20 protein-coding genes are annotated in these 25,746 nt (G+C 73.0%); 10 read left to right on the top strand and 10 right to left on the bottom strand.

Going from position 1 to position 25,746, the window contains the following annotated elements; all coding sequences use genetic code 11:
* Positions 1–129: 129 nt before the first annotated feature.
* Both E6P78_RS09790 and E6P78_RS09785 read left to right on the top strand, forming a co-directional pair.
* Positions 130–1,029 carry an SAM-dependent methyltransferase gene (locus E6P78_RS09790; RefSeq protein WP_136203156.1) on the top strand — a complete coding sequence of 300 codons (900 nt, stop codon included), beginning with the start codon at positions 130–132 and terminating at the stop codon, positions 1,027–1,029.
* Positions 1,030–1,081: 52 nt separating this feature from the next.
* Positions 1,082–1,987, top strand: coding sequence for an SAM-dependent methyltransferase (locus E6P78_RS09785; protein WP_136203155.1), 906 nt, complete (start codon positions 1,082–1,084; stop codon positions 1,985–1,987).
* 8 nt (positions 1,988–1,995) lie between these two features.
* On the opposite strand, the gene E6P78_RS09780 is transcribed toward E6P78_RS09785, so the two are convergent.
* Both E6P78_RS09780 and E6P78_RS09775 read right to left on the bottom strand, forming a co-directional pair.
* Positions 1,996–5,322, bottom strand: coding sequence for an ATP-dependent DNA helicase (locus tag E6P78_RS09780; protein WP_136203154.1), 3,327 nt, complete (start codon positions 5,320–5,322; stop codon positions 1,996–1,998).
* 213 nt (positions 5,323–5,535) lie between these two features.
* Positions 5,536–5,916, bottom strand: a complete 381-nt coding sequence (locus E6P78_RS09775; RefSeq protein ID WP_276607215.1) for an MGMT family protein — start codon at positions 5,914–5,916, stop codon at positions 5,536–5,538.
* Positions 5,917–6,128: 212 nt separating this feature from the next.
* On the opposite strand from E6P78_RS09775, the gene E6P78_RS09770 reads away from it, so the two are divergent.
* From E6P78_RS09770 to E6P78_RS09760, 3 genes are all read left to right on the top strand, one after another.
* Positions 6,129–8,879, top strand: a complete 2,751-nt coding sequence (locus tag E6P78_RS09770; RefSeq protein ID WP_136203153.1) for a lysylphosphatidylglycerol synthase domain-containing protein — start codon at positions 6,129–6,131, stop codon at positions 8,877–8,879.
* Between the two features lie 70 nt (positions 8,880–8,949).
* A complete protein-coding gene (locus E6P78_RS09765) occupies positions 8,950–10,551 on the top strand; it encodes an alpha/beta hydrolase (RefSeq protein WP_136203152.1) in 1,602 nt (533 codons plus the stop codon).
* A 70-nt stretch (positions 10,552–10,621) separates the two neighbouring features.
* Positions 10,622–12,202, top strand: a complete 1,581-nt coding sequence (locus tag E6P78_RS09760) for an alpha/beta hydrolase (protein WP_136203151.1) — start codon at positions 10,622–10,624, stop codon at positions 12,200–12,202.
* Positions 12,203–12,262: 60 nt separating this feature from the next.
* Here the strand turns inward: E6P78_RS09760 and moeZ are convergent, their stop codons facing one another.
* From moeZ to E6P78_RS09725, 7 genes are all read right to left on the bottom strand, one after another.
* Positions 12,263–13,441 (bottom strand): adenylyltransferase/sulfurtransferase MoeZ, encoded by a 1,179-nt coding sequence (moeZ, locus tag E6P78_RS09755; protein WP_136203150.1) that lies wholly within the window; start codon positions 13,439–13,441, stop codon positions 12,263–12,265.
* An 85-nt stretch (positions 13,442–13,526) separates the two neighbouring features.
* Positions 13,527–14,354, bottom strand: coding sequence for a spherulation-specific family 4 protein (locus tag E6P78_RS09750; RefSeq protein ID WP_136203149.1), 828 nt, complete (start codon positions 14,352–14,354; stop codon positions 13,527–13,529).
* Positions 14,342–15,307 carry an NAD-dependent epimerase/dehydratase family protein gene (locus E6P78_RS09745; protein ID WP_136203148.1) on the bottom strand — a complete coding sequence of 322 codons (966 nt, stop codon included), beginning with the start codon at positions 15,305–15,307 and terminating at the stop codon, positions 14,342–14,344. The genes E6P78_RS09750 and E6P78_RS09745 overlap by 13 nt, the downstream gene beginning before the upstream one ends.
* Positions 15,308–15,446: 139 nt before the next feature.
* Positions 15,447–16,757: a hypothetical protein gene (locus E6P78_RS09740; protein WP_136203147.1), complete on the bottom strand. Its 1,311-nt coding sequence runs from the start codon at positions 16,755–16,757 to the stop codon at positions 15,447–15,449.
* A gap of 82 nt (positions 16,758–16,839) precedes the next feature.
* Positions 16,840–18,642 (bottom strand): DUF3492 domain-containing protein, encoded by a 1,803-nt coding sequence (locus tag E6P78_RS09735; protein WP_136203146.1) that lies wholly within the window; start codon positions 18,640–18,642, stop codon positions 16,840–16,842.
* 243 nt (positions 18,643–18,885) lie between these two features.
* On the bottom strand, positions 18,886–20,256 hold the full coding sequence (locus E6P78_RS09730; RefSeq protein WP_136203145.1) for a DUF3152 domain-containing protein: 1,371 nt from the start codon (positions 20,254–20,256) through the stop codon (positions 18,886–18,888).
* The gene (locus tag E6P78_RS09725; RefSeq protein ID WP_136203144.1) at positions 20,241–21,206 is read right to left on the bottom strand and encodes an alpha/beta hydrolase; all 966 of its coding nucleotides are present in this window, start codon (positions 21,204–21,206) and stop codon (positions 20,241–20,243) included. Before E6P78_RS09725 ends, E6P78_RS09730 begins: the two co-directional genes overlap by 16 nt.
* A gap of 109 nt (positions 21,207–21,315) precedes the next feature.
* On the opposite strand from E6P78_RS09725, the gene E6P78_RS09720 reads away from it, so the two are divergent.
* The 4 genes from E6P78_RS09720 (at position 21,316) to E6P78_RS09700 (ending at position 23,181) form a co-directional block, all read left to right on the top strand.
* Positions 21,316–21,531, top strand: coding sequence for a hypothetical protein (locus E6P78_RS09720; RefSeq protein WP_136203143.1), 216 nt, complete (start codon positions 21,316–21,318; stop codon positions 21,529–21,531).
* A 168-nt stretch (positions 21,532–21,699) separates the two neighbouring features.
* Positions 21,700–22,341, top strand: a complete 642-nt coding sequence (locus E6P78_RS09710) for a TetR/AcrR family transcriptional regulator (protein WP_030915445.1) — start codon at positions 21,700–21,702, stop codon at positions 22,339–22,341.
* Positions 22,342–22,471: 130 nt separating this feature from the next.
* Positions 22,472–22,699: a DUF3107 domain-containing protein gene (locus tag E6P78_RS09705; RefSeq protein ID WP_206307768.1), complete on the top strand. Its 228-nt coding sequence runs from the start codon at positions 22,472–22,474 to the stop codon at positions 22,697–22,699.
* 212 nt (positions 22,700–22,911) lie between these two features.
* Complete coding sequence (locus E6P78_RS09700) at positions 22,912–23,181, top strand: hypothetical protein (RefSeq protein ID WP_136203140.1); 270 nt, start codon at positions 22,912–22,914, stop codon at positions 23,179–23,181.
* Between the two features lie 4 nt (positions 23,182–23,185).
* Here the strand turns inward: E6P78_RS09700 and E6P78_RS09695 are convergent, their stop codons facing one another.
* A complete protein-coding gene (locus E6P78_RS09695) occupies positions 23,186–23,920 on the bottom strand; it encodes a ferritin-like fold-containing protein (RefSeq protein ID WP_136203139.1) in 735 nt (244 codons plus the stop codon).
* Between the two features lie 452 nt (positions 23,921–24,372).
* On the opposite strand from E6P78_RS09695, the gene E6P78_RS09690 reads away from it, so the two are divergent.
* Positions 24,373–25,746 (top strand): DEAD/DEAH box helicase (locus E6P78_RS09690; RefSeq protein ID WP_136203138.1); only part of this gene is annotated, 1,374 nt, incomplete at its 3' end.

Genomic DNA, 25,746 nt, shown 5'->3' with positions numbered 1-25,746 from the left:
ACCGGAGCCACCGACAACCCGCGAAGCCCCGGAGTGCGCAGCTGTCTCCGCCTCCCGGTGGGACGCAGGAATCCCGGATGGGTCTAAATTATCTGCTGGTCGCACCAACAGCCTTACGAGGACGGTCACATGAGCGCCGACGCACCCGCCCCTGACGCCTCCGGGCTCCGGAAGCGCATCGACACGACGAAGGCGCACCCCGCACGGGTCTACGACGTCTTCCTGGGCGGCAAGGACAACTACCCGGCCGACCGCGAGGCCGCCGCCATGGCGGCGAAGGCCAATCCGCGCGGCCATCTCGACGTCCGGCACAACCGGGACTTCGTCCGGCGGGCTGTGACCGTGCTCGCGGGCGAGTCGGGTATCCGGCAGTTCCTCGACGTCGGGACCGGGCTGCCGACCCAGCAGAACGTGCACCAGATCGCCCAGGCCATCGCCCCGGACGCACAGGTCGTCTACGTCGACAACGACCCGATCGTCCTCGTCCACGCGCAGGCCCTGCTCACCAGCAGCGCCGAGGGCCGCACCGACTACATCGAGGCGGACATCCGCGAACCGGGCAAGATCCTGGAGGCCGCCCGCCGCACCCTCGACTTCGACCGCCCGGTCACCCTCGTCCTCGCCGCCATCCTGCACTTCATCGATGACGACGAGGCCTACCCCGTCGTCGCCCGGCTCCTCGGCGCACTGCCGTCCGGCAGCCATCTCGTCCTGAGCCACCTCACCGCCGACATGAACCCGGTGCCGATCAACAAGGTGGCCGAGACGTTCCGCAAGCGGGGGTTCTCCTTCGTGCTGCGCCGGCGCGAGGAGATCGAGCGCTTCGTCACCGACAACGGCCTGGAACTGCTCGACCCCGGCATCGTCCCGTCGCGGCACTGGCGCCCGGACCACGCGGCCGACGCGACCGAGACGCGGGGGCCGGCGCCGGAAGAGCTGGACCACCTGGACGGGGGCCGGTACGTCAGCATCTCCGACGCGACGGACGAGGACGTCAACATCTATGTCCTCGTGGCGCGCAAGCCGTGAAGGCCCGTAAATCATCCGCTTGTCGCATCAACATTTTTACGAGGACGGTCACATGAGCGCCGACGCACCCGCCCCTGACGCCTCCGGGCTCCGGAAGCGCATCGACACGACGAAGGCGCACCCCGCACGGGTCTACGACGTCTTCCTGGGCGGCAAGGACAACTACCCGGCCGACCGCGAGGCCGCCGCCATGGCCCTGGCCGCCAACCCGCGCGGGTACCTCACCGTGCGGCACAACCGGGACTTCATGCGGCGGGCGGTGACCCTCGCGGCGAAGGACGGCGTCCGGCAGTTCCTCGACATCGGGACCGGGCTGCCGACCCAGCAGAACGTGCACCAGATCGCCCAGGCCATCGCGCCCGACGCACGGGTGGTCTACGTCGACAACGACCCGGTCGTCCTCGTCCACGCGCAGGCCCTGCTCACCAGCGGGCCCGAGGGGCGTACCGACTACATCGAGGCGGACCTGCGCGAGCCGGGCAAGATCCTGGAGGCCGCCCGCCGCAGCCTCGACTTCGACCGCCCGGTCACCCTCGTCCTGGCGGCCGTCCTCCACTTCATCGAGGACGACACGGCCTACCCGGTCGTGAGGCAGCTGGTCGACTCCCTCGCACCCGGCAGCGTCGTCGTCCTGAGCAATGTGAGTGCGGACCTCAACACGGAGCAGGTCGGCAGCATCACCAAGGGGTTCAAGGAGCGCGGCTTCGCCATGGTCCGCCGCTCGTACGCCCAGATGGAACGCTTCGTCACCGACAACGGACTGGAACTGCTCGACCCCGGCATCGTCCCCGTGCACCGCTGGCGCCCCGAGCAGGTCACCGACCTGCCGGAGGCCAGGAACCCCGACCCGGAGTTCGTGGCGGGCCTGGACGAGCTGGACCGTACGCGCTACCAGGACATCAACGACGTCACCGACGCGGACGTCAGCGTGTACGGCCTGGTGGCGCGCAAGCACTGACCCCGCTCCTACTCCAGGACGTGCCGGCCCTCCGGCTGCGCGCTGCACGAGGCCCGGAAGGTGCAGTGGGTGCAGTGCTGGCCGGTCGTCGGGGTGAACCGTTCGTCCAGGACCCGGCCCGCGGCGGTCGCCAGCAGGTCGGAGACCCACTCGGAGTCCGGCGGCGCCTGCGCCTGCACCTTGGGCGCGGCGTCGCCCCCCTCCTTCTTGGGGGCGGCCTGGCGCAGCTGTACGAGTTCGGCGCCGCCCGGCTCGGGCCGCGTACCGTCGAAGACGTCGTCGACCGCCCCTTCCCGGACCGCCAGCTGGTAAACGGCGAGCTGGGGGTGGCGGGCGACCTCGTCCTTCGTCGGGGACTGCTTGCCGGTCTTGAAGTCGACGACATAGGCCCGGCCCTCGGTGTCCCGCTCCACGCGGTCCATGGAGCCCCGGATGCGTACCTCGAACTCCCCCGCCGCCAGCGTCACGTCGAAGTCGTGCTCACTGGCCACAGGCGTACGGCCGGCCCGGTCCATGACGTGCCAGCGCAGGAAGCGTTCGAGGGCGGCGCGCGCCTGCTCCTTCTCCTGGTGCGACTTCCAGGGGGCGTCGAAGACCAGCCCGTCCCAGACCGAGTCGAGCCGTTCCATCAGGACGGCCAGGTCGGCGGGCGTACGGCCGGAAGCCACCTCGTCGGCCAGGACGTGGACGACGTTGCCGAAGCCCTGGGCGGCCGTCGCGGGCGCGTCGGCCTTCACCTCGCGGCCCAGGAACCACTGGAGCGCACAGCTGTTGGCGAGCTGGTCGAGCGCGCTCCCGGACAGGGCGACGGGCTGGTCCCGGTCGCGCAGCGGTACCGCCGAGCGCGTCGGCTCGTACAGCCCCCACCAGCGGTACGGGTGGGCGGCGGGCACGAGCGGCTGGCCGTCGTCGTCGGTGAGCGCGGCCAGCCGGGCGAGGCGGTGGGCGGCCTCCTCGCGCAGGGCGTCGGAGGCGGCGGGGTCGACGGTGGTGGCGCGCAGCTCGGCGACGAGCGCGGCGACGGCGAGGGGGCGGCGCGGGCGGCCGGTGACGTCCCGGGGTTCGACGCCCAGCTCGGTCAGGAAGCGGGAGGGCTGGTCGCCGTCGTCGGCGGGGGCCTTGACCGCGGTGACGACCAGGCGCTCGCGGGCCCGGGTCGCCGCCACGTAGAACAGCCGCCGCTCCTCCGCGAGGAGGGCGCCGGGCGTGAGGGGTTCGGCGAGGCCGTCGCGGCCGATCCGGTCGGCTTCGAGGAGCGAGCCGCGGCGCCGCAGGTCGGGCCAGAGGCCTTCCTGCACGCCCGCGACGACGACCATGCGCCACTCCAGGCCCTTGGACCGGTGGGCGGTCATCAGCCGTACGGCGTCGGGACGCACCGAGCGCCGGGAGAGGGTGTCGGCCGCGATGTCCTGGGCGTCGACCTCCTCCAGGAAGTTGAGCGCGCCCCGGCCCCCGATGCGCTCCTCGGCGCGGGCGGCGGTGTCGAAGAGGGCGCAGACCGCGTCGAGGTCACGGTCGGCGTTGCGCCCGCCCGCGCCCCCGCGCAGGGCCGCGCGCTCCAGCCGGCCGGGCCACGGGGTGCCGGACCACAGCGTCCACAGGGCCTCCTCGGCGGTGCCGCCGGCTTCGAGCAGCTCGCGCGCCGTGCGCAGCAGCGCGCCCAGGCGCTGGGCGCCACGGGCGTACGCCGGATCGTGCGCCACAAGCCGCTCCGGCTCGGCGAGTGCGCGGGCCAGCAGTTCGCCGGAGGGCGCGGGCACCCGGTTCCCGGCGGCGCGCTCCTCGTCCCGCAGGGCGCGGCCGAGCCGGCGTAGATCGGCGGCGTCCATGGAGCCGAGGGGCGAGGCGAGCAGGGCCAGGGCGGTCTCGGTGTCGAGCCAGGCGGCTTCCTCCCCTTCGGCCGCTCCCCCGTGCAGGGCCGCCGCGGCCACCGCGCGCAGGGCGGTCAGGAGGGGGGCCACCGCGGGTTCGTGGCGCAGGGCCAGGTCGTCGCCGTCCACCTCCAGGGGAACGCCCGCCGAGGTCAGGGCCCGGCGCAGGGCGGGGAGCGTGCGGCCGCCGGCCCGGACGAGCACCGCCATCTCGTGCCACGGCACACCGTCCTCCAGGTGCGCCCGGCGCAGCAGGTCGGCGATGTTGTCGAGCTCGGTGGAGGCGGTCGGGTAGGTGTACGTCTCGACGCTGCCGCCCTCGCGGACCGCGCCCAGATCCCGGTGGGCGCGGACCTTCGCCGACGGCAGCCGGGTGAGCGGCATCCGCCGGGTGAGCAGGCGGGTGGCGGCGAGCAGCCGGTCGCCGGAGCGGCGCGAGGTGGTGAGGACGCCGACCGGGGCCGGGGCGCCGTCCGCGCGCCGGAAGACCTCCGGGAAGTCGAGGATGCCGTTCACGTCGGCGCCCCGGAACGCGTAGATCGACTGGTCCGGGTCACCGAAGGCGATCAGGTCGCGTCCGCCGCCGCCTCCCGGAGCGCTGCCCCGGTTGCCGGCCAGCGCGTGCAGCAGCCGCACCTGGGCCGGGTCGGTGTCCTGGTACTCGTCGACGAACACCGCGTCGTACTTCCCGGCCAGCAGCGCCGACACCTCGGGGCGCTCCGCGAGGAGCACCGCGCGGTGGACCAGCTCGGCGTAGTCCAGCACGCCCTGGGCGTCCAGCACGTCGAGGTATTCGGCGAGGAAGCGGGCGGCGGCGCCCCAGTCGGGCCGGCCGGTGCGCCGGGCGAAGTCGGCGAGGGCGTCCGGGCCGAGGCCCAGCTCGCGGCTGCGGGCGAGCACCGCGCGCACCTCGTCGGCGAAGCCGCGCGTGGTCAGGCAGGCGCGCAGCTCGTCGGGCCAGCGGATGTGCGGGCGGCCCTCCTTCTCCAGGTCGAGCTGGCCGGCCAGCAGGTCGCGGACGGTCACGTCCTGTTCCGGTCCGGAGAGCAGGCGCAGCGGGTCCGCGAAGAGGTCGGCGTCCTGGTGGGCGCGGACCAGGGCGTAACAGAAGGAGTGGAACGTGGTGGCCTGCGGTCCCCGGGCGGCGCCGAGCCGGGCGGCCATCCGGTCGCGCAGTTCGACGGCGGCCTTGCGGCTGAAGGTGAGGACGAGCACGCGCGCCGGGTCGGCGCCCCGGGCGATGCGGGCGGCGACGGATTCGACGAGCGTGGTCGTCTTGCCCGTACCGGGTCCGGCGAGCACCAGGAGCGGGCCGCCGGGATGGTCAACCACCGCGCGTTGCGCCGCGTCCAGGAGAGGGGGCTCCACGGAACCCGGCAGGGTGCGCACCAGCCGGTACGGGCCCTGGGCCCCCTGCCGTGCCTGACGGCGAGGACTGTGCCGGGTGGTGGAGGAGGTGCTCACGTGGGATCGCCGGTCCTGGTGGGTGTACGGGTGGTGAGGGCGCGGTGTCTGCCGCGAACTGACGACGCTACTCCGGCGCGGACCGCGAATGCGGCGGGAGGGCTGCGGGGATCGTCACGTTCCGCGAACGGCGGCGCCCCGGTTCAGCGCCGCGCTCCGCGCACACCGTACGGACCGGGCTCCGCCCGATACGCCGTCGGATGGCCGAAGCTGTCAGGTGTGAGCTCCCCCACCGCCGCCGCCCGTCACGCCGTCCCATCGCGCGCGCCGCATGTCCAGGCGCGGGAGGTGGCCCTCCGCGCTGCGGGGGGCCTCGCGCAGCGGGGTGTTCTCCTCTCGGTAGTGGTCCAGGGCGCGCAGTTCGTGGCCGGGCAGCAGCGCGCCGTCGGAGCGCACCACGCGCCACCACGGCGCCGCTCCCCCGTACAGCGCCATGACCCGGCCGACCTGGCGCGGGCCGCCGTCGCCCAGCCACTCCGCGATGTCGCCGTAGGTCATGACGCGGCCGGGCGGGATCAGATCGGCGACGTCGAGCACGCGCTCCGCGTACTCCGGCAGCGCGTCGCCCGTCGGGTGTTCGCTCACCGGGCCCATCCTGCCGTACGCCACCGACAGCCCGGCGGGGTGCGTGTCCGGGCGCACACGCAGCGTGCGCGCGGCGGAAAAGGAGCGTATCTTGCGCATCGCACGCCCCCGCATCGCACCCTGATGCCCCCCTGTGCTCGTCGGCCGTGCCACCATCATGCGGGCGGTGACCGGTGATACGAGACCACGAAGACCAACCAGAGGCGACGAAGGAGCAGGGCGTGCAGCCACCGAAGGCGGCCGACGACGCCTCCGATGCCGAGCCGCGTCCGGACAAGGCCCGGCAGGAGCCGGACACGGACGCGGAGAGCTCTTCCGGACATCTGACCGGCTCGACGCTCGCCACCTCCGAGGAGGCGCTCGCCGAGCGCGTCTCGGGGGACGAACCCCTGCTGCCCGCCCGGGTGCACCGCCCCTCCGACCTGCTGCGCCTGCTCATCGGGGTGCTGTTGGTCGTCGTGCTGTTCTCCGTCGCCGCCTTCGCCCACGGCACGACCACCGGGCTCGAACAGGACATCAACAAGGGCACCGGCCAGGCCCCCGACCTGCTCATCAAGCTGGCCGGTCTGGTCTCCAGCATCGCCGTGCTCCTGGTGCCGGTCGCCTTCGCCATCGAGCGGCTGATCAAACGGGACGGGCTGCGGATCGCGGACGGGGTGCTGGCCGCGGTGCTGGCGCACGGCGTGACGCTCGCCACGGATCTGTGGGTCGCCAAGTCCGCATCCGGCACCGTGCAGGACGCGCTGACCCAGCCGACGCCCGGTGACGCGGTGACCGACCCCGTGCACGGCTACCTCGCCCCCGTGATCGCCTATATGACGGCGGTGGGGATGGCGCGACGGCCACGCTGGCGGGTCGTGCTGTGGGTGGTGCTGCTGCTCGACGCGTTCGCCATGCTGGTCGGCGGCTACACCACCCCGTTCTCCATCGTCCTGACGGTCCTGATCGGCTGGTCGGTGGCGTACGGCACGCTGTACGCGGTCGGCTCACCGAACGTCCGCCCGACCGGGCAGCACCTGATGGCCGGGCTGCGCCACGTCGGCTTCCGCCCGGTCACCGCGATGCGGGCCGAGGACGCCCCCGACTCCGGCGACCAGAGCGACCGGGGGCGCCGCTATCTGGTCTCGCTGGAGGACGGGCCACCGCTGGATGTGACGGTCGTCGACCGCGAGCAGCAGGCCCAGGGCTTCTTCTACCGGGTGTGGCGCAGGCTCACCCTGCGCGGCATCACCCAGCGGCGATCCATCCAGTCGCTGCGCCAGGCGCTGGAGCAGGAGGCGCTGCTCGCGTACGCCGCGATCGCCGCCGGGGCCAACGCGCCCAAGCTGATCGCCACGTCCGAGCTGGGCCCGGACGCCGTGATGCTGGTCTACGAGCACATCGGCGGCCGGTCCCTGGACGCCTTGGAGGACGCCGAGATCACCGACGAGCTGGTGCGCGGCGCCTGGCACCAGGTGAAGGCCCTCCAGTCGCGCCGGATCGCGCACCGCAGGCTCACCGGAGACGCCATCCTGGTGGATCGTTTCGGCAAGGTGTTCGTCACCGATCTGCGCGGCGGGGAGATCGCGGCCGGTGACCTGGTGCTGCGGATGGACGTCGCGCAGCTGCTCACGACGACCGGTCTGCGGGTGGGCCCCGAGCGGGCCGTGGCCGCCGCGCTCGCCGTACTCGGCCCGGACGCCGTCGCCGACAGCCTCCCCCTGCTCCAGCCGATCGCGCTCAGCCGGTCCACCCGGGCGCACCTGCGCAGGCTCGCCCGGGAGCGGTCGCAGCGCGAGCGCGAGGCCGTGCTCGACGCGTCGGACGCGGCGAAGCGGGCCAGGGCCGGGGAAGGGGAGGCCCCCGAGGAGCTGTCCAAGGACGGGGACGGGGGCCGCAAGGCCGACCGCAAGTCGCTGCGCACCGAGAAGCAGGCCGAGAAGCGGGCCATGGACGACGCGCTGGAGGAGGCGCGCGAGGAGGACCTGCTCACCCAGATCCGCCGGGAGGTCCTGCTGATCCGGCCGCAGGCCCCCGTCGAACCGATCCGCCTGGAGCGCATCAAGCCGCGCACCCTGTTCAGCTTCATCGCCGGTGCCATCGCCGCGTACTTCCTGATCTCCCAGGTCACCCAGGCCGACTTCGGCGCGGTGGTCGAACAGGCGGAGTGGGGCTGGGTGGCGGCCGCGGTCGGCTTCTCGGCGCTCAGCTATGTGGCGGCCGCGATGAGCCTGCTGGGCTTCGTGCCCGAGCGGGTGTCGTTCGCCAAGACGGTCCTCGCGCAGGTCGCCGGTTCGTTCGTGAAGATCGTGGCCCCGGCGGCGGTCGGCGGGGTCGCGCTGAACACCCGCTTCCTCCAGCGCTCCGGGGTCCGGCCGGGACTCGCGGTCGCCAGTGTGGGCGCCTCGCAGCTGTTCGGCCTGGGCTGCCACATCCTGCTGCTCGGCGCCTTCGGCTATCTGACCGGCACCGAGAAGACCCCGTCCTCGCTGACCCCGTCCAGGACCGTGATCGCGGGGCTGCTGACGGTCGCCGTGCTGGTGCTGGTGGTGACGGCGATCCCGTTCCTGCGGAAGTTCGTGGTGACCCGGGTGCGGTCGCTGTTCGCCGGCGTCGTCCCGCGCATGCTCGACGTCGTGCAGCGGCCGCAGAAGCTGCTCACCGGCATCGGCGGGATGCTGCTGCTGACCGGCGTGTTCGTGATGTGCCTGGACGCGTCGGTGCGGGCGTTCAGCGGACCGGACACCCCACACCTCAGCTACGCGAGCATCGCGGTCGTCTTCCTCGCCGGCAACGCGCTGGGCTCGGCGGCCCCGACGCCCGGCGGCATGGGCGCCGTCGAGGGCGCGCTGACGCTGGGTCTGATCGCGGTCGGGCTGCCGAAGGAGGTCGCCGCCCCCGCGGTGCTGCTGTTCCGGCTGCTGACCCTGTGGCTGCCGGTCCTTCCCGGCTGGCTCTGCTTCAACCACCTCACCCGCAAGGGCGAGCTCTGAACAACGCACCGGCCACCCGCTTGGACCGGCACCCCGTGCACCCGCCCCGGCGCCGCCGCAGCATGGAGCGATGAGGACCTCCCCTGCCCTGCGCGCCGCGGCCCTCGCCGCCACCGTGACCGTGCTGATTCCCCTCGCCGGCTGTGCGGACGGCGGTGACAAGGACGCGACCGACCGCTCGACCAGCCCGCCGCGCGCGGCGAACGCCGCCACCGGCAGCCCGTCCGGCCTCGCCTCCCAGAAGCTGACGTGGAAGAAGTGCCCCGCCCCTTCCCAGGCACAGGGCGGTGGAAAAGCGCCCTCCCCGCTGCCCGGCGGGGCCGCCTGGGAGTGCACCTCGATGAAGGTCCCCCTCGACTACGCGAAGCCGGACGGCGACACCATCGAGCTGGCCCTCATCCGCGCCAAGGCGATCAACCGGAAGAAGCGGATCGGCTCGCTCGTCTTCAACTTCGGCGGCCCCGGCGGCTCGGGCGTCGCCACCCTGCCCGCGTTCGGCACGCAGTACGACAAGCTGCGCGCCCGCTACGACCTGGTGAGCTTCGACCCGCGCGGGGTGGGAAACAGCGACGGGGTCGAGTGCGAGACCGACAAGCAATTGGACGCGCGCTACCAGGAGGACGGCACACCGGACGACGCGGCGGAGGAGAAGGCGTTCGTCAAGGACACCAAGGATTACGCCGCCGCCTGCGAGAAGAGGTCCGGCGAGCAGCTCCCCTTCGTCGGCACCACCGACGCGGCCCGCGACATGGACCTGATGCGCCAGGTCCTCGGCGACGACCGGCTCCACTACTTCGGCATCTCGTACGGCACCGAACTGGGCGGCGTCTACGCGCACCTGTTCCCCAAGAACGTCGGCAGGTCCGTGCTGGACGCGGTGGTCGACCCGACCGAGGACGCCGAGCAGTCCTCGCTCGGCCAGGCCAAGGGCTTCCAGCTCGCCCTGGACAACTTCGCGAAGGACTGCGCGGACCGGGGCGACGCCTGCAAGCTGCCCGGGTCCACCCCGAAGGAGATCGAGCAGGGCATCGTCGACCTGCAGGACCGGCTGGAGAAGAAGCCCGTCAAGGGCATCGGCGCCCGCAAGCTGACGCAGACCCAGGCCACCACCGGCATCGCGGCGGCCCTCTACTCCAAGGAGACCTGGCCGCTGCTGGAACAGGGTGTGGACGAGGCCGACGGCGGGAACGGCTCGCTGCTCCTGGCGCTCGCCGACTCCCTCAACGGCCGCTCCGAGGACGGGCGCTACGACAACTCGGCCGCCGCCTACACCGCGATCAGCTGCGCCGACTCCCGGGAACGGTTCACCCTGGAGCAGACGAAGGCGAAGCTCCCCGCCTTCCGGGAGGCCTCGCCGGTCTTCGGCGACTACCTGGGCTGGGGCCTGATGGGCTGCACCGACTGGCCCGTGAAGGGCGCCTGGAAGACCCCGGACGTCAGCGCCCCCGGCTCCGCCCCCGTCCTGGTCATCGGCAACACCGGTGACCCGGCGACCCCGTACGCGGGCGCCAAGGCGATGGCCGAGAAGCTGGGCAAGGGCGTCGGCGTGGAGATGACGTACAAGGGCCAGGGGCACGGCGCGTACAACAGCGGCGACGCCTGCGTGCAGAAGGCGGTGGGCGGCTACCTGCTGGACGGCAAGGTGCCGGCCGACGGAACGGTCTGCGGATAGGCAGCTCCCGCGCGCGCCTACCATGGGCGAACTGCCGGACGGGCAGGGCTCAACGGGGAGGTACGCACACGTGGTCGCACACGCACGGGCCGGGGCACTCGCCGCCGCCGCACTGCTCCTGACGGGGGTGCTCGCGGGCTGCGAGGACGGTTCGGACGACAAGCCGGGCAAGCGGGCGGACGGTGGCACGGCCTCATCGGCCGCCTCGCCGTCCGCCGCTTCCTCCCCTGACGCGGGCGGGCTGCCGGCGCTGCCCGCCTCCCTCACCTCGCAGCGCCTGGACTGGACCCGCTGCAAGGCCCCCGAGGGCGGCAGCACGCCGGGGGCGCAGTGGCGCTGCGCGAAGGTGAAGGTGCCGTTGGACTACGCGAAGCCCAAGGGCGACACGATCGGCATCGCCCTGATCCGCAAGGAGGCCCGCGACAAGAGCCGGCGCCTGGGCTCCATGCTGTTCAACTTCGGCGGGCCCGGCGGCTCGGGCGTCTCGATACTGCCGGGCGCCGCCGGTTCGTACACCAACCTCAACTCCCGTTACGACCTGGTGGGCTTCGACCCGCGCGGGGTCGCGGAGAGCGCCGGGGTGCGGTGCCGCAGCGACCGGGAGCAGGAGGACGCCTACCGGAAGGTCGACATGACCCCGGACACGGCGGCCGAGGAGACCGCGTTCATGAAGGACGGCGCCGACTTCGGAGCCGGCTGCGCACGGCTCTCGGGCAAGGTCCTCCCCTACGTCGGCACCACGAACGCCGCCCGCGACATGGACCTGATCCGCGAGGTCCTCGGGGACCGGAAGCTGACCTACTTCGGCATGTCGTACGGCACCGAGCTGGGCGGCACGTACGCCCACCTCTTCCCGGAGAACGTGGGACGTACGGTCTTCGACGCGGTCGTCGACCCGACCGCGGACAACACGGGGCACGCCCGCAACCAGGCGACCGGCTTCCAGCGGGCGCTGGAGAACTACTTCAAGGACCGCGGCCAGGACCCGAAGGCGGGGACCCGGCGCATCGCCGCCCTGCTGAAGCGCATCGACGCCAAGCCGCTGCCGACCGGCACCGACCGCGAGCTGAACGAGTCGCTGGCGGTCACCGGCATCGTGCTCCCCCTGTACTCCAAGGACAACTGGCCGGTCCTCACCCAGGCCCTGGACGAGGCCGAGAAGGGGAGCGGCACCACGCTGCTCCAGCTCGCCGACTCGTACAACGGCCGTGACGAGAACGGGCACTACGACACCCAGAACCACTCCCAGCGGGCCATCTCCTGCGCGGACAGCAAGGCCCGGCCCACAGTGGCCGAGGCGAAGGCGCTGCTGCCCGAGTTCGAGAAGCTGTCCCCGGTCTTCGGGGCGTTCCTGGCCTGGGACACGGCGGGCTGGTGTTCCGACTGGCCGGTGAAGGGCGAGCACGACACGCCCGAGGCGAGCGCCCCGGGCGCCGGTCCGATCCTCGTCGTGGGGACGACGGGCGACCCGGCGACGCCGTACGAGGGTGCGCGCAAGATGGCGGACGAGCTGGGCAAGGGCGTCGGCGTCCTGCTCTCCAACAAGGGCGAGGGGCACGGCGCCTACGGCGGCAGCAGCTGTGTGACCTCGACCGTGGACGCTTACTTCCTGGACGGGAAGGTCCCGGCGGACGGCAAGACCTGCTCGTAGCGGCTCCGCACACGCCGAAGGGGCCGGCCCGCAGACGCGGACCGGCCCCTTCGAGTCGTTCTAGTACACCGGCTTCTCGGGCTCGATCTGGTTGACCCAGCCGATCACGCCGCCGCCCACGTGCACCGCGTCGGCGAAGCCCGCCGACTTGAGGACCGCGAGGACTTCCGCACTGCGGACACCCGTCTTGCAGTTCAGGACGATGCGCCGGTCCTGCGGGAGGTCCTGGAGGGCGTTGCCCATCAGGAACTCGTTCTTCGGGATCAGCCGGGAGCCCGGGATCGCGACGATCTCGTACTCGTTCGGCTCGCGGACGTCGATGATCTCGATCTTCTCGTCGGCGTCGATCCACTCCTTGAGCTGCTTGGGAGTGATCGTGGAACCGGCCGCCGCCTCCTGGGCCTCCTCGGACACGACGCCGCAGAAGGCCTCGTAGTCGATGAGCTCGGTGACGGTGGGGTTCTCGCCGCACACCGCGCAGTCGGGGTCCTTGCGGACCTTGACCTGGCGGTACTGCATCTCCAGGGCGTCGTAGATCATCAGCCGGCCGACCAGCGGGTCGCCGATGCCGGCGAGCAGCTTGATGGCCTCGTTGACCTGGATGGAGCCGATGGAGGCGCAGAGCACACCGAGGACGCCGCCCTCGGCGCAGGACGGAACCATGCCCGGCGGGGGCGGCTCCGGGTAGAGGCAGCGGTAGCAGGGGCCGTGCTCGGACCAGAACACGGACGCCTGGCCGTCGAAGCGGTAGATCGAGCCCCAGATGTAGGGCTTGTTCAGCAGGACCGCGGCGTCGTTGACGAGATAGCGGGTGGCGAAGTTGTCCGTGCCGTCCACGATCAGGTCGTACTGGGAGAAGATGTCCATCACGTTGTCGGCTTCCAGCCGCTCCTCGTGAAGGACCACGTCGACCAGGGGGTTGATCCCCTGCACGGTCTCCTTGGCCGACAGGGCCTTGGACTTGCCGATGTCACCCTGGCTGTGGATGACCTGGCGCTGCAGGTTCGACTCGTCGACCTCGTCGAACTCCACGATGCCGAGCGTGCCGACACCGGCGGCGGCCATGTACATCAGGGCCGGCGAGCCGAGGCCCCCGGCGCCGACACAGAGCACCTTCGCGTTCTTCAGCCGCTTCTGCCCGTCCATCCCGACATCCGGGATGATCAGGTGGCGGGAGTACCTGCGGACCTCGTCGACGGTGAGCTCAGCAGCTGGCTCGACCAGGGGTGGCAGCGACACAGGAACCTCAACAATGCAGGTGGTCGGTTTCTACGTACTTCGACTACGTACGGTTGTTCTTGCCGTAACACTGCCACGCCCCCTCTCATTCCGAGATACCAGGTCCGATCCGCGAGACAATTTCGTCCCAGTAGCTGGGCAGTGCCGCGAATGGGTCGCTTTGTCCGCGACCGCGTCCGGATTCCGACTGCCCGCCGCGGTCGGTGAAGAAGATCGTCCCGGCGCCCTGCCAGCGGGCGATCCGCATGGCCTCCTCCAGGTGGGTGCGCGGGACGCCGTGGACGAAGTGGGCGAAACGGCCGGGCGGGTAGGCGGCGGTCCACTCCGCCACCTGCGACCAGCGGTAGTCGCTCCACGCGCCGCGGAAGGTCACGAGCTGGTCGGCGGCCTCGGCGTACCCGGGGTACGGGTGGGTGTCGTGCCCCAGCACGAGCGGCCCGTCGGCGTCCGTGAGGAAGGCCCTCAGCGTGCCGGTGAGACGGCGGACGGCCGGCAGATCGGCGCGGTCGGCCGGGCAGCGGTCGAGGTAGAAGCCGTCCACGCGGTACCACTCCAGGAAGGACCGGGCGTCTGCCAGCAGCTCCGCGAAGGGCCGCCGGCCGTGCGCGAGGTCGAGCTGCCCGAGCAGCCGGCCGCCCGCCGCCCGCACGGTGTCGAGCGGCTGCCCGCCGTGCAGCGCGCGGGCGCGGGCGTTACGGAGCCGGCCCGCGGCCTCCAGGCAGTGCGGGTCGGGCCGGCTGCCGGGGCCGTTGTCGATGTTGAGGACGGCCCAGTGCAGCGGGGTGCCGGGGCGCGCGAGCTCGGCCCACTCGGCCGCCGCGAGCAGCGGGTGCGCGTAGCCGGGGACGCCGAAGCCGAGCTGTTCGGCGCCGCTGCTCCGCCGGGCGGTGCCGGTGCTGGTCAGATACGGCACGCCGCCTCCATCCAGATGTCGGCGAGCGACTCCTCCAGATTGATCCGGGGACGCCAGCCGAGCCGGTCGCGGGCGGTGCGGACGTCGGCCTGCTGCCAGGCGCCGCAGCCGTCCGGGTACGGGGACGGGGTGGCCGAGAGGTGTTCGATGACCGATTCGGCGGAGGTGCGGGGGGCGCCGATGGGGAGGCGGGCGGGGGGCGTGTCCAGCTCGTGGAGCGCGCCGGCGTATCCGGCGACCTTGGCGAGGACGGCCGCCGCGTCGCGGAGCCGGACGGCCCGGCCGGTGCCGATGTTGACGACGCCCTGCGCGGCGGAGAGCGAGGCGGCGTGCACGGCCCGCGCCACATCGCGTACGTCGACGAAGTCGCGCTGCACGCCGAGGCCGCTGAGCTTGAGCTCGCCGTCGCCGGACTGCATGGTGCGCCGCATCGCCTCGGCGAGTCGGCCGAGCGGGGAGCCGGCCGGGGTGCCGGGGCCGACCGGGGAGAAGACCCGCAGCACGACCGCGTCGAGGCCGGAGCCGAGGACGAGTTCGGTGGCGGCAAGCTTGCTGACGCCGTACGGGCCGCCGGGGCGCGGGATGGCGTCCTCGGCAGTGGACGAGCCGGGCTGCGAGGGCCCGTACTCGGAGGCACAGCCGACCTGGACGAGGCGGGCGGTGCAGCCGCTGCGCCGCATCGCCTCGCAGACGGTGGCGACGGCGACGGTGTTGTGCCGGGTGAGGTCGCGCGCCCCGCCCCGGGTGGCGCCGGCGCAGTTGACGACGACTCCGGGGTGGACGGCGTCCAGGAAGCGGGTGAGCGCTCCGGGGCTGCCGCCGGCGAGGTCGAACCGTACGTCGGCGTCGTCGCCGCGTCCGAGCGCGGTGAGGTGGACGGCGGGGTCGGCGAGCAGCCGGTCGGCCACGAACCGGCCGATGAATCCGTTGGCTCCGAGCAGCAGCACCCTCATCGCGCACCGCCTCGGAGCCGACGGCGGGTTGCCGGTGCGGGGGGTTGGGGGGTCATGTCCGGTGTCTCCTTGGGGCAGTTACGGGCTGAACGGGTGGTGACGACCCGCGGCGTCGGCTCCGCGGGGAGTTCTGGGCGCCTCAGGCGGCGGTGTGGGCGGATGCCCGGGAGAGGGCGAGTGTGGCGGTGGTCAGCAGGCCGAGTGCGGCCGCGCCGCAGGCGAGCGCGGGTACGGCCCCGGCGCCCGCCGTCTCGACGAGGGCGTCGACGGGGCGGGCGAGCGGGTCGAGGCCGGGCAGCCGCCCGGCCAGGATCAGGGCGGGGGCCGCGGCCTCGACCGCGCAGGCGGCGGCGAGTCCGGTGGCGGCCGGTTCGGGGAAGCCGTGGACGGTGAGGAGGCGGGCCAGCAGGAGCAGCACCCCGAGGGCGGCGGCCCCGGCCGGTGCGCCGCCGGTGCCGAGCCCGAGCCGGGCGAGGTACAGCAGTACGGCGAGGACGCAGAGGAAGAGCGCGACGACGCCGAAGAGCAGGGGGCGCACGCCGGCGGCGAACTCGTCCAGCGCGCGGCTGCCGTGGAGTCTGCGGCGCGCGTACAGGGAGAAGAGGTGGGCACACCAGGCAGCGGGGGCCACCGCGACGGCGAGCCCGAGCAGGGGCGCCGGGGTCAGCGTCCAGGGGCCTTCGGGGCCGCCGCTGAGGACCTGGTGGAGCAGGGCGTCGCCGTACAGGACGTAGCCGAGGAGCCAGCAGGCGCAGAGGGCGGCGGTGCCCGAGGAGCCGCCCGGGGCGCTGAGCGGGCCGGTGCGCAGGGCGAGGGCGAGGCCGATGAGCGCGAGCAGCGTGCCACCGGAGCCGATGGCGAGCCGTGCGTCGCCGCCGAGGACTCCGTCGGTGAGCCGCAGTGCGACGAAGGTGGCCAGGCAGGCGGCACCCGGCAGCAGGGCGCGCAGCGACCAGGCGGCGCGCGTCTCGATGTCGCGCGCCGGAGCGGGGCCGACCGCGGCGGGCTCCCCCGCGACCGCCGGTACCCGCGCGAAGAGTTCTTCGGCGAGCGAGAACACGTCGCGGTGCCGGTAGCGGGCGGCGGTGCGGTCGGTGACCCCGTGGGCTTCGAGCCCGGCGGCGATCTCCAGCGGATCGACGGCCCGCTCGCACAGCTCACGGTGCCGGTGCATGAGGGCCTTCACGGGGTCGGCGGTTCCGCGCCGCCCGCCGACGGCCTTGCGCGCGGGGGCGTCAGGGGAGGTGTGGGCCACCTCGGGGGCGCGCGCGGGCGTGTGCGCGGGCGCGCCGGAGGAGGCGTCGGCGCCCGCTCGGATGGGGGCGTGCGCCGGGGTGGCGGGCGCGGGCGCCGGAGCGGGGGTGGCGGGCGCGGGGGTGGCGGGCGCGCCCGCCACCCCCGCCCCGGCGTCTTCCCTGGCGTCCGTCCGGGCGTCCGTCTGGGGGCCCATCGTCGTTCCTCCGTGCTGCTGTTCGTGCGGTCCCGGCCGGTGTTCGTGCGGTCCCGGGCGGGCCGGGCCGGCCGTCTCCTGGTCACGCATCGCTCTCCCCCGCGCCCGGCGCGCCCGCCCAGCTGGGGGTGCGGTCGCCGGGGTTCGACTCGGGTACCGGTTCCGGCCAGAGGCCCAGGACGTGGGCCTCCGGCGGGGTGGCGAAGGGGCGCGGTCCGTCGTCGGCCTCCGGGAGCGGCCTGGTGCGTACCGGCGCCTGCGCGATCAGCTCCAGGTAAATGCCGCGAAAGGCCGCGAGGTTCTGTTCGACGGTGAAGAGTTCGAGGGCGCGGGCGCGCGCCGCCGCGCCCAGGCGCGCACGGCGCTCCGGGTCACGCAGCAGCGCGAGGCAGGCGTCCGCGAGCGCCCGGGGGTTGCGCGGCGGGACCACGAGCCCCGTACCGCCGATGACCTCGACGACCGCGCCGACGTCCGTCGAGACGGTGGCCCGGCCGCAGAACATCGCCTCGACCAGGCTGATCGGGAAGCCCTCGACCACGCTGGAGAGCACCACGACACCGCCCGCCGCGTACGCCTGGGCGAGGCCAGGCACCTCGGCGCCGCCGATGTCCTCGAAGGAGACCGGGCCCCCGTCCGCGGTGTGCGTACCTGCCGCCTCGTCGGGGAAGAGCTCGGCGGCCACGGCCCGGCAGTGCGCGAGATAGGTGGCGCCCGCAGGGCCCGGGGCCGGCGCCCCGATGATCCTCAGCCGGGCATTCGGCTCGGCCCGGCGCACCTCGGCGAAGGCGTGCAGGAGCGCGATCAGGTCCTTGGCGGGCTCGATCCGGCCGACCCAGACGAGCGTGTCGGGGCCGCCGTCGTCCTCGCGTTCGCCGAGCGCGGCGAACCGGGCGGACTCCATGCCCGGGTACACGGTCCGCACCTTGGCGGGATCGGCGCCGCAGCGCTCCTGCCAGCGGCGGGCGTGGGTGTTGCCGGGGGTGATGAGCGCGGCCTGCCGGTACACCTCGGTGGCGAGCCGCCCGTGGAAGTTCGCCAGGAGGGCGCGCACCGGCGCGCTGACGGGCGTACCGCCCGACGAGAGGTAGTGCGCCCGCACCTGCACGGAGTGCTCGGTGACCAGCAGCGGCACCCCGAAGAAGCGTTTGGCCAGCAGGCCCGGCAGGGCGGCGGCACCGCCGGATGTGGCGTGGCAGAGGTCGACGGCACCGAGGCCGTCCTCGTCGTACCAGTCGAGGGAGAGCGGGCGCAGCGCCCGGTCCAGCTCCGCGGTGAAGGCGAGGAGGTCGGCGACGGTGGCGGTCTGCACGGTGCGTCCGGTGCCGGGGGCGCGGCAGGCGGCCTCCAGGATGCGCACCGCGGTCTCGGAGCGGAGGGCGGCGGGCAGTCCGCCGTGCTCCCAGGCCAGTTCGGCGAGTCCGTAGAGGCCCTGCGTGAACTGCTCGTCGCCGGTCCGGAGATCGGCGACGACCCGCGTACCGGCAGCGGTCCGTACGGTGTCCGGGCCCGCGTCGCCGCGCTCGGTGCCCGCGGCGCCGGCCGTGCAGACCGAAGCCGCGAGGGCCGTGAAGTGTGTGGCGAAGCGCCGCCGTTCGCGCCGGGCGTAGGCCCGTGCGCCCCCGCCGGTCAGCAGCCGCCCGAGCAGGCCCCTGGGTGCGTGCAGGCCGAGGGATTCCTCGTCGGCGCTCCACAGGGGGGCCGTACGCACATGGCCGATCCGGGAGGGGAGCCGGACCCAGCCCCGCGCCTCCTGCTCGGCGGTACGACTGAGCGCGAAGAGGTCGAACTCGTGCTGCGCGAGCCCGCGCACCAGACGGTCGCACCAGAGCCGGAATTCACCGGTCGCGTACGGATAACCACCGTCGGTGAGCAGTCCGATCCGCACGAGTGCACCCCCGATCTCCCTTGTGAGCGGCCGCCGTTGGATCGGCGACTCGCGGCGGGACGACCGTAAGCGGATACGCCGGTGGTGCGACGGACGGTTGTCCGTCGCACCACCGAAAGGGGTGAACCGGCGTAACTTTCCCGCCCCGATAGCGTTCAGTCGCGCTATGGAGGAGGATGGTCACTCAGGGTCAGGCTCATGGCACGGCGGAGGCTGCCCGCACACCGGACTCCTGACGCCCGCTCAGCCCTGGGGATACACCCAGGGGTTGGGGCGGCATTTGATGCCGTCGATGTCCAGCGTCTTGGTCTGCTGCTGCATGACCGGCGCGAGGGCGCCCTCCGTACCGCAGCTCACATGGTTGTGGCCGAGCCGGTGGCCGACCTCGTGGTTGATCAGCATCTGCCGGTAGGAGTACAGCTTGTCCGGCCCGAAGGTGGCCGAACCCTGCGCCCAGCGGTAGGCGTTGATCATCACGCGCTCGGTGGCGGCCGAGTCGCAGGAGACGTTGTCCTCGGTGGTGTCCAGGCCCGATTTCCGGCACCACTTGCCGGTGGTGCCGGGACTTGCCAGCGTGATGACGAAATCCGGATCACCCTTGGAAATCCGTTCGAAGGTCATATCGCCGCCGTGCGCCCAGCTCCGGTCGTCGTTGAGGGTCTTCTGCACGGCCTGGGCGAACAGTTGGGCGTCGAGCCCGAGCCCCTTCTCGATGTCGATGCGGTAGCGGTGTTTCGTGCCCTTGCCCGGCGCCTCGGCCGAGCCGGGGACGGTCTCGAAGTCCCCCGATCCCATGAGCGTCGGTGCCAGCGGATAAGGCTTGGCCATTTTCTGCTCATACGTAAGGGGCTTGACCGCCGCCGTCTCGGGGGACGGGGTGTTCCGGCTGTCCGACCGGGAGGCGTCGTCGGCCTCGTCCCGGTCCACGCCTGCGGCCTGCGCGGTGCCGCTGCCGCCGGTGCTGTCGTGGGCGACCTGACCGGCCACGACGACCGCGAGCACGGTGGTGACCGCGGCGGCGGCGATGCCGGTGAACGTACGGCCCTTGCCGCCCCTGGCGTCCCTGGCCGGGGCCGCCTCGTCGCGCCCGCGCCCGGGCGGGCGCTCGTCCCACTCGGTGACGGAGCCGTACGGGTCGGCGGGCGCCGCTGCCTGCCGGTGCGGCGCGGGCGGTGCGGGCGGGTTGTCGAAGGCCTCGACGAACTCGCGCCGCGGGCCCGGTATCAGCGACCGCGTGGAGGTCGCCCGCTGGTCGCGCGCGGGGTCCTGAGGCTGGTGCGCGGGGCGCGCAACGCCGGGGCGGCCGCCGGGCGCGGGCGCCTGGAGGCCGGGCCGGCCCGGGCCCGGACCGTCGGTGGCGCGGCTCATGGGTCCTGCGCCCCAACCGCCGCCGGATTCACGCTGTTCGGGGTGACCGCCACGCACCTCGGGCGCGCCCGGGAACGGTCCTGGGCCGGCCGGCTCGGCCTGCCGTCTGCGCCGCCCGCTGCCGGCGGCGGGCCGGGCGGCCTCGCGCCCCGCCTCGTTCGCCTCCGCCTGCCCGGTCTCGGGCACCCTGGGCGCAGGGCCCTTACGGCTGTGTCGTCCCACGCCCTGAATCAGCTCCCGCCGCATTCGTCGAGCAATTCCCGGAACGCCTGGGCGACCGCCTCCGGGTACTCCATCATCGCCACGTGCCCGGCGTCGGGCAGTGTCAGCAGGCGCGCGTCGCGGAAGGCCGCGGACGCCCTGCGGGCCATCCGGAACGAGACGAGCTGGTCCCGTCCGCCGTACACCAGCTGGGTCGGCGCGAGCACCCGCTCGGCCTGGCGCCACAGCCCGTGCTGTCCGCCCAAGGTGTACGCATCGACGATGCCACGGGCGGAACGCGCCATGGCGTCCCAGAAGTACGGCAGTTCCAGCCGGCGCTCCATTTCGGCCACCGCGTCGCGGAAGCCCGTCTCGGAGACCCGTGCCGGATCGCCGTAACAGAGTGCCATGACTCCGCGGGTGCGGTCTTCCGCGCTCCAGTCCCGGGTCAGCCGGGCGAACAGGGAGGCGACGCCCGGGAGTGCGAGCAGCCCGGTCGGGGCGGCTGAGCGCTGGACCCGGATCTCGGGCAGCGCGGGCGAGATCAGGGTGAGGGTGCGCACCAGATCGGGGCGGACCGCGGCGACCCGGGTGGCCACCGCGCCGCCCAGCGAGTTGCCGAACAGATGGACGGGGCCCTGCTCCTGGGCGTCCAGCAGGCGGATCACCGCGCGGGCGTGCCCGGTGACCGAGTAGTTGCCGTCGTCGGGCGGCGGGGAGTCGCCGAACCCGGGCAGGTCGACCGCCTCGCAGTCCACCACGTCCTCCAGGAGCGGCATCAGGGCCGTCCAGTTCTGCGAGGAGCCGCCGAGCCCGTGGACGAAGAGGGCGGGCGGCAGTCCGGGCCGCCGGGAGGGCCGCGAACGGATGGTGAGCGTCAGCCCCGGCAGCTCGACGGAGCGCAGCCGCTCCCCCTCCGAGACCCTGACGGTGCTCACCGTGGGTGCCACCGCTGCGGCGGCGGCGCGGACTCCCGGCAGCTCGGTCGAAGACATGCGGCAATGTTACGAGATGATCACACGACGATTCATGTGTTCGCCGTCACAGATCGCATAGCGGCTTTCGGGGGTACCTCATAGGCTCGAACCAACGAAGGGAGTCACCATGACGGTCGACCCGAGGGACCCCGAGACCTTCGAGGACGTCCAGCCGGACGAGCCCGACCAGGAGACGCCCGACGCGGACGCCGCGGAGCAGCAGACGGACCTGCGCCCGGAGGACGACGAACCGCTCACGGACCACGACCGCGACGACGTCAGCGAGGGCGATGCGGCCGACCAGGCCCGCGTCGTGCCGCAGGATGAGGACGATTACCGCTGATACGTCCCGCTCTGCGGCGGGAGCCGAGCGACCTCCGGCTTCCGCAGCCGTCCGGTCCGTGAAATTCTGCGTCCGCGCCGCGCATACCGGGGTTACCCAAAAGTACGATGTCGGTATGGCACGGCGTGTACGGAACGGCTGTGTCGGACCACGAATTTGGGAGGCGGCGTGACAGCCATCGAGCAGACCGAGGCGGCGCGCCCGCGGGGCACTCGCCTGCCCCGCCGCGCCCGACGCAATCAGCTGCTGGGAGCCGCGCAGGAGGTCTTCGTCGCGCAGGGTTACCACTCGGCGGCGATGGACGACATCGCGGAGCGGGCCGGGGTCAGCAAGCCGGTGCTCTACCAGCACTTCCCGGGCAAGCTGGAGCTGTACCTGGCCCTTCTCGACCAGCACTGCGAGTCACTGCTCCAGGCGGTGCGTACGGCGCTGGCGTCGACCACCGACAACAAACTGCGCGTGGCCGCGACCATGGACGCGTACTTCGCGTACGTCGAGGACGAGGGCGGCGCCTTCCGGCTCGTCTTCGAGTCCGACCTGACCAACGAGCCCGCCGTCCGCGAGCGGGTGGACCGGGTCTCGCTCCAGTGCGCCGAGGCGATCTCCGACGTGATCGCGGGTGACACGGGCCTGTCCAAGGACGAGTCCATGCTGCTCGCGGTGGGCCTCGGCGGGGTGTCCCAGGTGGTCGCCCGCTACTGGCTCTCCAGCCAGTCGGCCATTCCGCGCGACACGGCGGTCCAGCTGCTCACCTCGCTGGCCTGGCGCGGCATCGCGGGCTTCCCGCTGCACGGCATCGATCAGCACTGACCGACGGGCGGCGCCCGTGTTCGCTGCGGGCGTGGCCCACGGCGCCCGGACGAGTCCCCTCAGCGGGCTAATGTGTGCTGCGTACGGCGCGGTTCACCGCGCAGGGACTGACCGTCGGAGGGACATAGCCGTGGAGGTCAAGATCGGGGTGCAGCACACGCCCCGGGAGATCGTTCTGGAGAGCGGGCTTTCCGCCGAAGAGGTCGAGAGCACGGTGTCCGCGGCTCTCGCCGGCAAGGCGCAGCTGCTCAGCCTCACGGACGAGAAGGGCCGCAAGGTCCTCGTGCCGGCCGACCGGATCGCCTACGTGGAGATCGGCGAGCCCAGCGCACGACGGGTGGGGTTCGGCACGCTGTAGCGGCGTACGGACACAGAAACCGCGGAGAGCGGCCCGGCGGAATCCCGCCGGGCCGCTCTCCGTTCGCGCTGCCCGCTCTCCGCTTCCCCCGTCCGGCTTCGCTGTGCGGCGGCTGAGCGAACCTTGTGCGCGGGAGGGTTGTGACCGGCCGGTCACGGGTAGTACGACCAGGACCGATATACCCGTCCCGCCATCCTGCGAGGTGATCGTCTGTGATCCTGGAAACGCTGAGCGCCGTCGTGCTCGGAGTGGCCCTCTCCTGGGCGGCCCTGCGCTCGCTGCCCGGCCGCCTCCCGGCCCGCCGCACCGTGTTCGGCGCCGGGGCGCTCGGGGCCCTGTTCGGCGCCTCCCTCATGCACTCGGTGCTCGGCTCCGGCCATGGGGCGGCCACGGTGGTGGGCGCGGTGCTGATCGCGGCGGTGACGGTGTCCCTGCTGATCCGGCCGCGCAGCCGCCGGCTGGGCCGGTCTGCCGCCGCCTGACGACCTACGCGGCCAGCCCCAGGGCGGCCATCCGCTTGGTGTGCGCCTCGGTGATCCGCGAGAACATCCGGCCGACCTCGGCCAGGTCGAAGCCGTCGGCGACCCCGCCCACCAGCATGGTCGACAGCGCGTCGTGGTCCGCGACCACGCGCTGCGCCTGCGACAGCGCCTCGCCCATCAGCCGCCGCGCCCACAGCGCGAGCCGGCCGCCGACCCTCGGCTCCGCCTCGATCGCGGCGCGCACCTTCTCGACGGCGAAGTTGCCGTGGCCGGTGTCGTCGAGCACGCCGAGGACGAGGGAGCGGGTGTCGGAGTCGAGCCGGACCGCGACCTCCCGGTAGAAGTCGCTGGCGATCGAGTCGCCGACGTACGCCTTGACCAGGCCCTCCAGCCAGTCCGAGGGCGCGGTCTGGCGGTGGAACTCGTCCAGCGCCCTGGCGAACGGCTCCATCGCCCCGGTCGGCTCCACCTCGATGGCCGTCAGCCGCTCCGTCAGCCGCTCGAAGTGGTGGAATTCGGCGGACGCCATCTTCGCCAGCTCCGCCTTGTCGGCCAGGGTCGGCGCGAGTTTGGCGTCCTCGGCGAGCCGCTCGAAGGCCGCCAGCTCCCCGTAGGCGAGCGCTCCCAGCAGGTCGACCACGGCAGCCCGGTACTGCGGCTGCGCGGACGCGGTGGTCCAGTCCTGGTCGGCGATTCGGGTGATCGCGGGGGCTTCAGTGGCGTTGTCAGGCGTCTCCATGCAGCGCAGAATAGCCCGCCCGCAGACCAGCGGAAGGGTGCGGTCGTCGACCGGCGTCACACCGTTCCGACGAATTCGCCCAACACAGATGCGCGAATCCGGGGTACAGTGGTAATGCGCTTACTGAGCACTTTGCATCTGCTCGTGGCGCGAAATTGAATGAGGATGCCCGGTCGGTGGCCCGATCGGCTCCGACCCGACAGCCCTCCACGCGGTGTGTGCGACACGTACGACCGCACAGTGAGGGGCCCCCTCAGCGGCACGAGCGCTCGAGCGACGGCAGTGGTCCCGCGCCACCCGGCCTATTCCGGCCGGATGACCAACCCCCGGCACGGTACGACCCCCTTCGTTCGCCTCGGACCGCGTCTCACAGAAGAGGCAGCACCCTGACTACGTTCCGAGACCTCGGGATTCTTTCCGAGACGGCCGAGGCCCTTGAGGCCGTCGGCATCATGTCCCCCTTCCCCATCCAGGAGCTGACGCTCCCCGTCGCCCTCTCCGGCTCCGATGTCATCGGGCAGGCCAAGACCGGCACCGGCAAGACGCTCGGTTTCGGTCTGCCGCTGCTGGAGCGCGTCACCGTCCTCGCCGACGTCGAGGCGGGCCGCGCCCGGCCCGAGGATCTGACCGACGCCCCGCAGGCCCTGATCGTCGTACCCACCCGCGAGCTGTGCCAGCAGGTCACCAACGACCTGCTGACCGCCGGCAAGGTGCGTAACGTGCGGGTCCTCGCGATTTACGGCGGCCGGGCGTACGAGCCGCAGGTCGAGGCCCTCAAGAAGGGTGTCGACGTGATCGTCGGCACCCCGGGCCGGCTGCTCGACCTGGCGGGCCAGCGCAAGCTGGACCTCTCCAAGGTTCGCGCGCTGGTCCTCGACGAGGCCGACGAGATGCTGGACCTGGGCTTCCTGCCCGACGTCGAGCGCATCATCACGATGCTGCCGGCCAAGCGCCAGACCATGCTGTTCTCGGCCACCATGCCGGGCGCCGTCATCTCGCTGGCGCGCCGCTACATGTCGCAGCCGACCCACATCAACGCCACCTCGCCCGACGACGAGGGCACGACCGTCAAGAACACGGCGCAGTACGTCTACCGCGCCCACTCGATGGACAAGCCCGAGATGGTCTCGCGCATCCTCCAGGCCGAGGGCCGCGGACTCGCGATGATCTTCTGCCGTACCAAGCGCACCGCGGCCGACATCGCCGAGCAGCTGGAGAAGCGCGGCTTCGCCTCCGGCGCGGTCCACGGCGACCTCGGCCAGGGCGCCCGCGAGCAGGCGCTGCGGGCCTTCCGCAACGGGAAGGTGGACGTGCTGGTCTGCACCGACGTCGCCGCCCGCGGTATCGACGTCGAGGGCGTCACGCACGTCATCAACTACCAGTCGCCCGAGGACGAGAAGACCTACCTGCACCGCATCGGCCGGACCGGCCGCGCGGGCGCCAAGGGCATCGCGATCACGCTGGTCGACTGGGACGACATCCCGCGCTGGCAGCTGATCAACAAGGCCCTGGACCTGAAGTTCCCGGACCCGCCGGAGACGTACTCCACGTCCCCGCACCTGTACGAGGACCTCGACATCCCGGCCGGCACCAAGGGTGTCCTGCCGCGCGCCGAGCGCACCCGGGCCGGTCTGCGGGCCGAGGAGATCGAGGACCTCGGTGAGACGGGCGGCCGCGGCCGCAAGTCCGCCGCCGCCTCGGCCCCCGCCGTCCGCGAGGAGCGCCCGCCGCGCACGCCGCGTCAGCGCCGCCGCACCCGTGGCGGCTCGGCCCTCACCGAGGGCGCGGCGACCGTGCCCGCACCGGCCGCGGAGGCCGTGACCGAG

The sequence above is a fragment of the Streptomyces sp. A0958 genome (assembly GCF_004795035.1).
Classification (GTDB): Bacteria; Actinomycetota; Actinomycetes; order Streptomycetales; family Streptomycetaceae; genus Streptomyces.
Note: the sequence above shows the minus strand (reverse complement) of the source record. Positions and strands in the feature narration are given on the sequence as shown.

What these genes read in the sequence shown, in the direction of transcription:
- E6P78_RS09790 (WP_136203156.1), top strand. Translation starts at nt 130, where the DNA reads ATGAGCGCCGACGCACCCGCCCCTGACGCCTCCGGGCTCCGGAAGCGC.
- E6P78_RS09785 (WP_136203155.1), top strand. Translation starts at nt 1,082, where the DNA reads ATGAGCGCCGACGCACCCGCCCCTGACGCCTCCGGGCTCCGGAAGCGC.
- E6P78_RS09775 (WP_276607215.1), bottom strand. Translation starts at nt 5,916, where the DNA reads ATGGGCCCGGTGAGCGAACACCCGACGGGCGACGCGCTGCCGGAGTAC.
- E6P78_RS09765 (WP_136203152.1), top strand. Translation starts at nt 8,950, where the DNA reads ATGAGGACCTCCCCTGCCCTGCGCGCCGCGGCCCTCGCCGCCACCGTG.
- E6P78_RS09745 (WP_136203148.1), bottom strand. Translation starts at nt 15,307, where the DNA reads ATGAGGGTGCTGCTGCTCGGAGCCAACGGATTCATCGGCCGGTTCGTG.
- E6P78_RS09740 (WP_136203147.1), bottom strand. Translation starts at nt 16,757, where the DNA reads ATGGGCCCCCAGACGGACGCCCGGACGGACGCCAGGGAAGACGCCGGG.
- E6P78_RS09730 (WP_136203145.1), bottom strand. Translation starts at nt 20,256, where the DNA reads ATGCGGCGGGAGCTGATTCAGGGCGTGGGACGACACAGCCGTAAGGGC.
- E6P78_RS09725 (WP_136203144.1), bottom strand. Translation starts at nt 21,206, where the DNA reads ATGTCTTCGACCGAGCTGCCGGGAGTCCGCGCCGCCGCCGCAGCGGTG.
- E6P78_RS09720 (WP_136203143.1), top strand. Translation starts at nt 21,316, where the DNA reads ATGACGGTCGACCCGAGGGACCCCGAGACCTTCGAGGACGTCCAGCCG.
- E6P78_RS09695 (WP_136203139.1), bottom strand. Translation starts at nt 23,920, where the DNA reads ATGGAGACGCCTGACAACGCCACTGAAGCCCCCGCGATCACCCGAATC.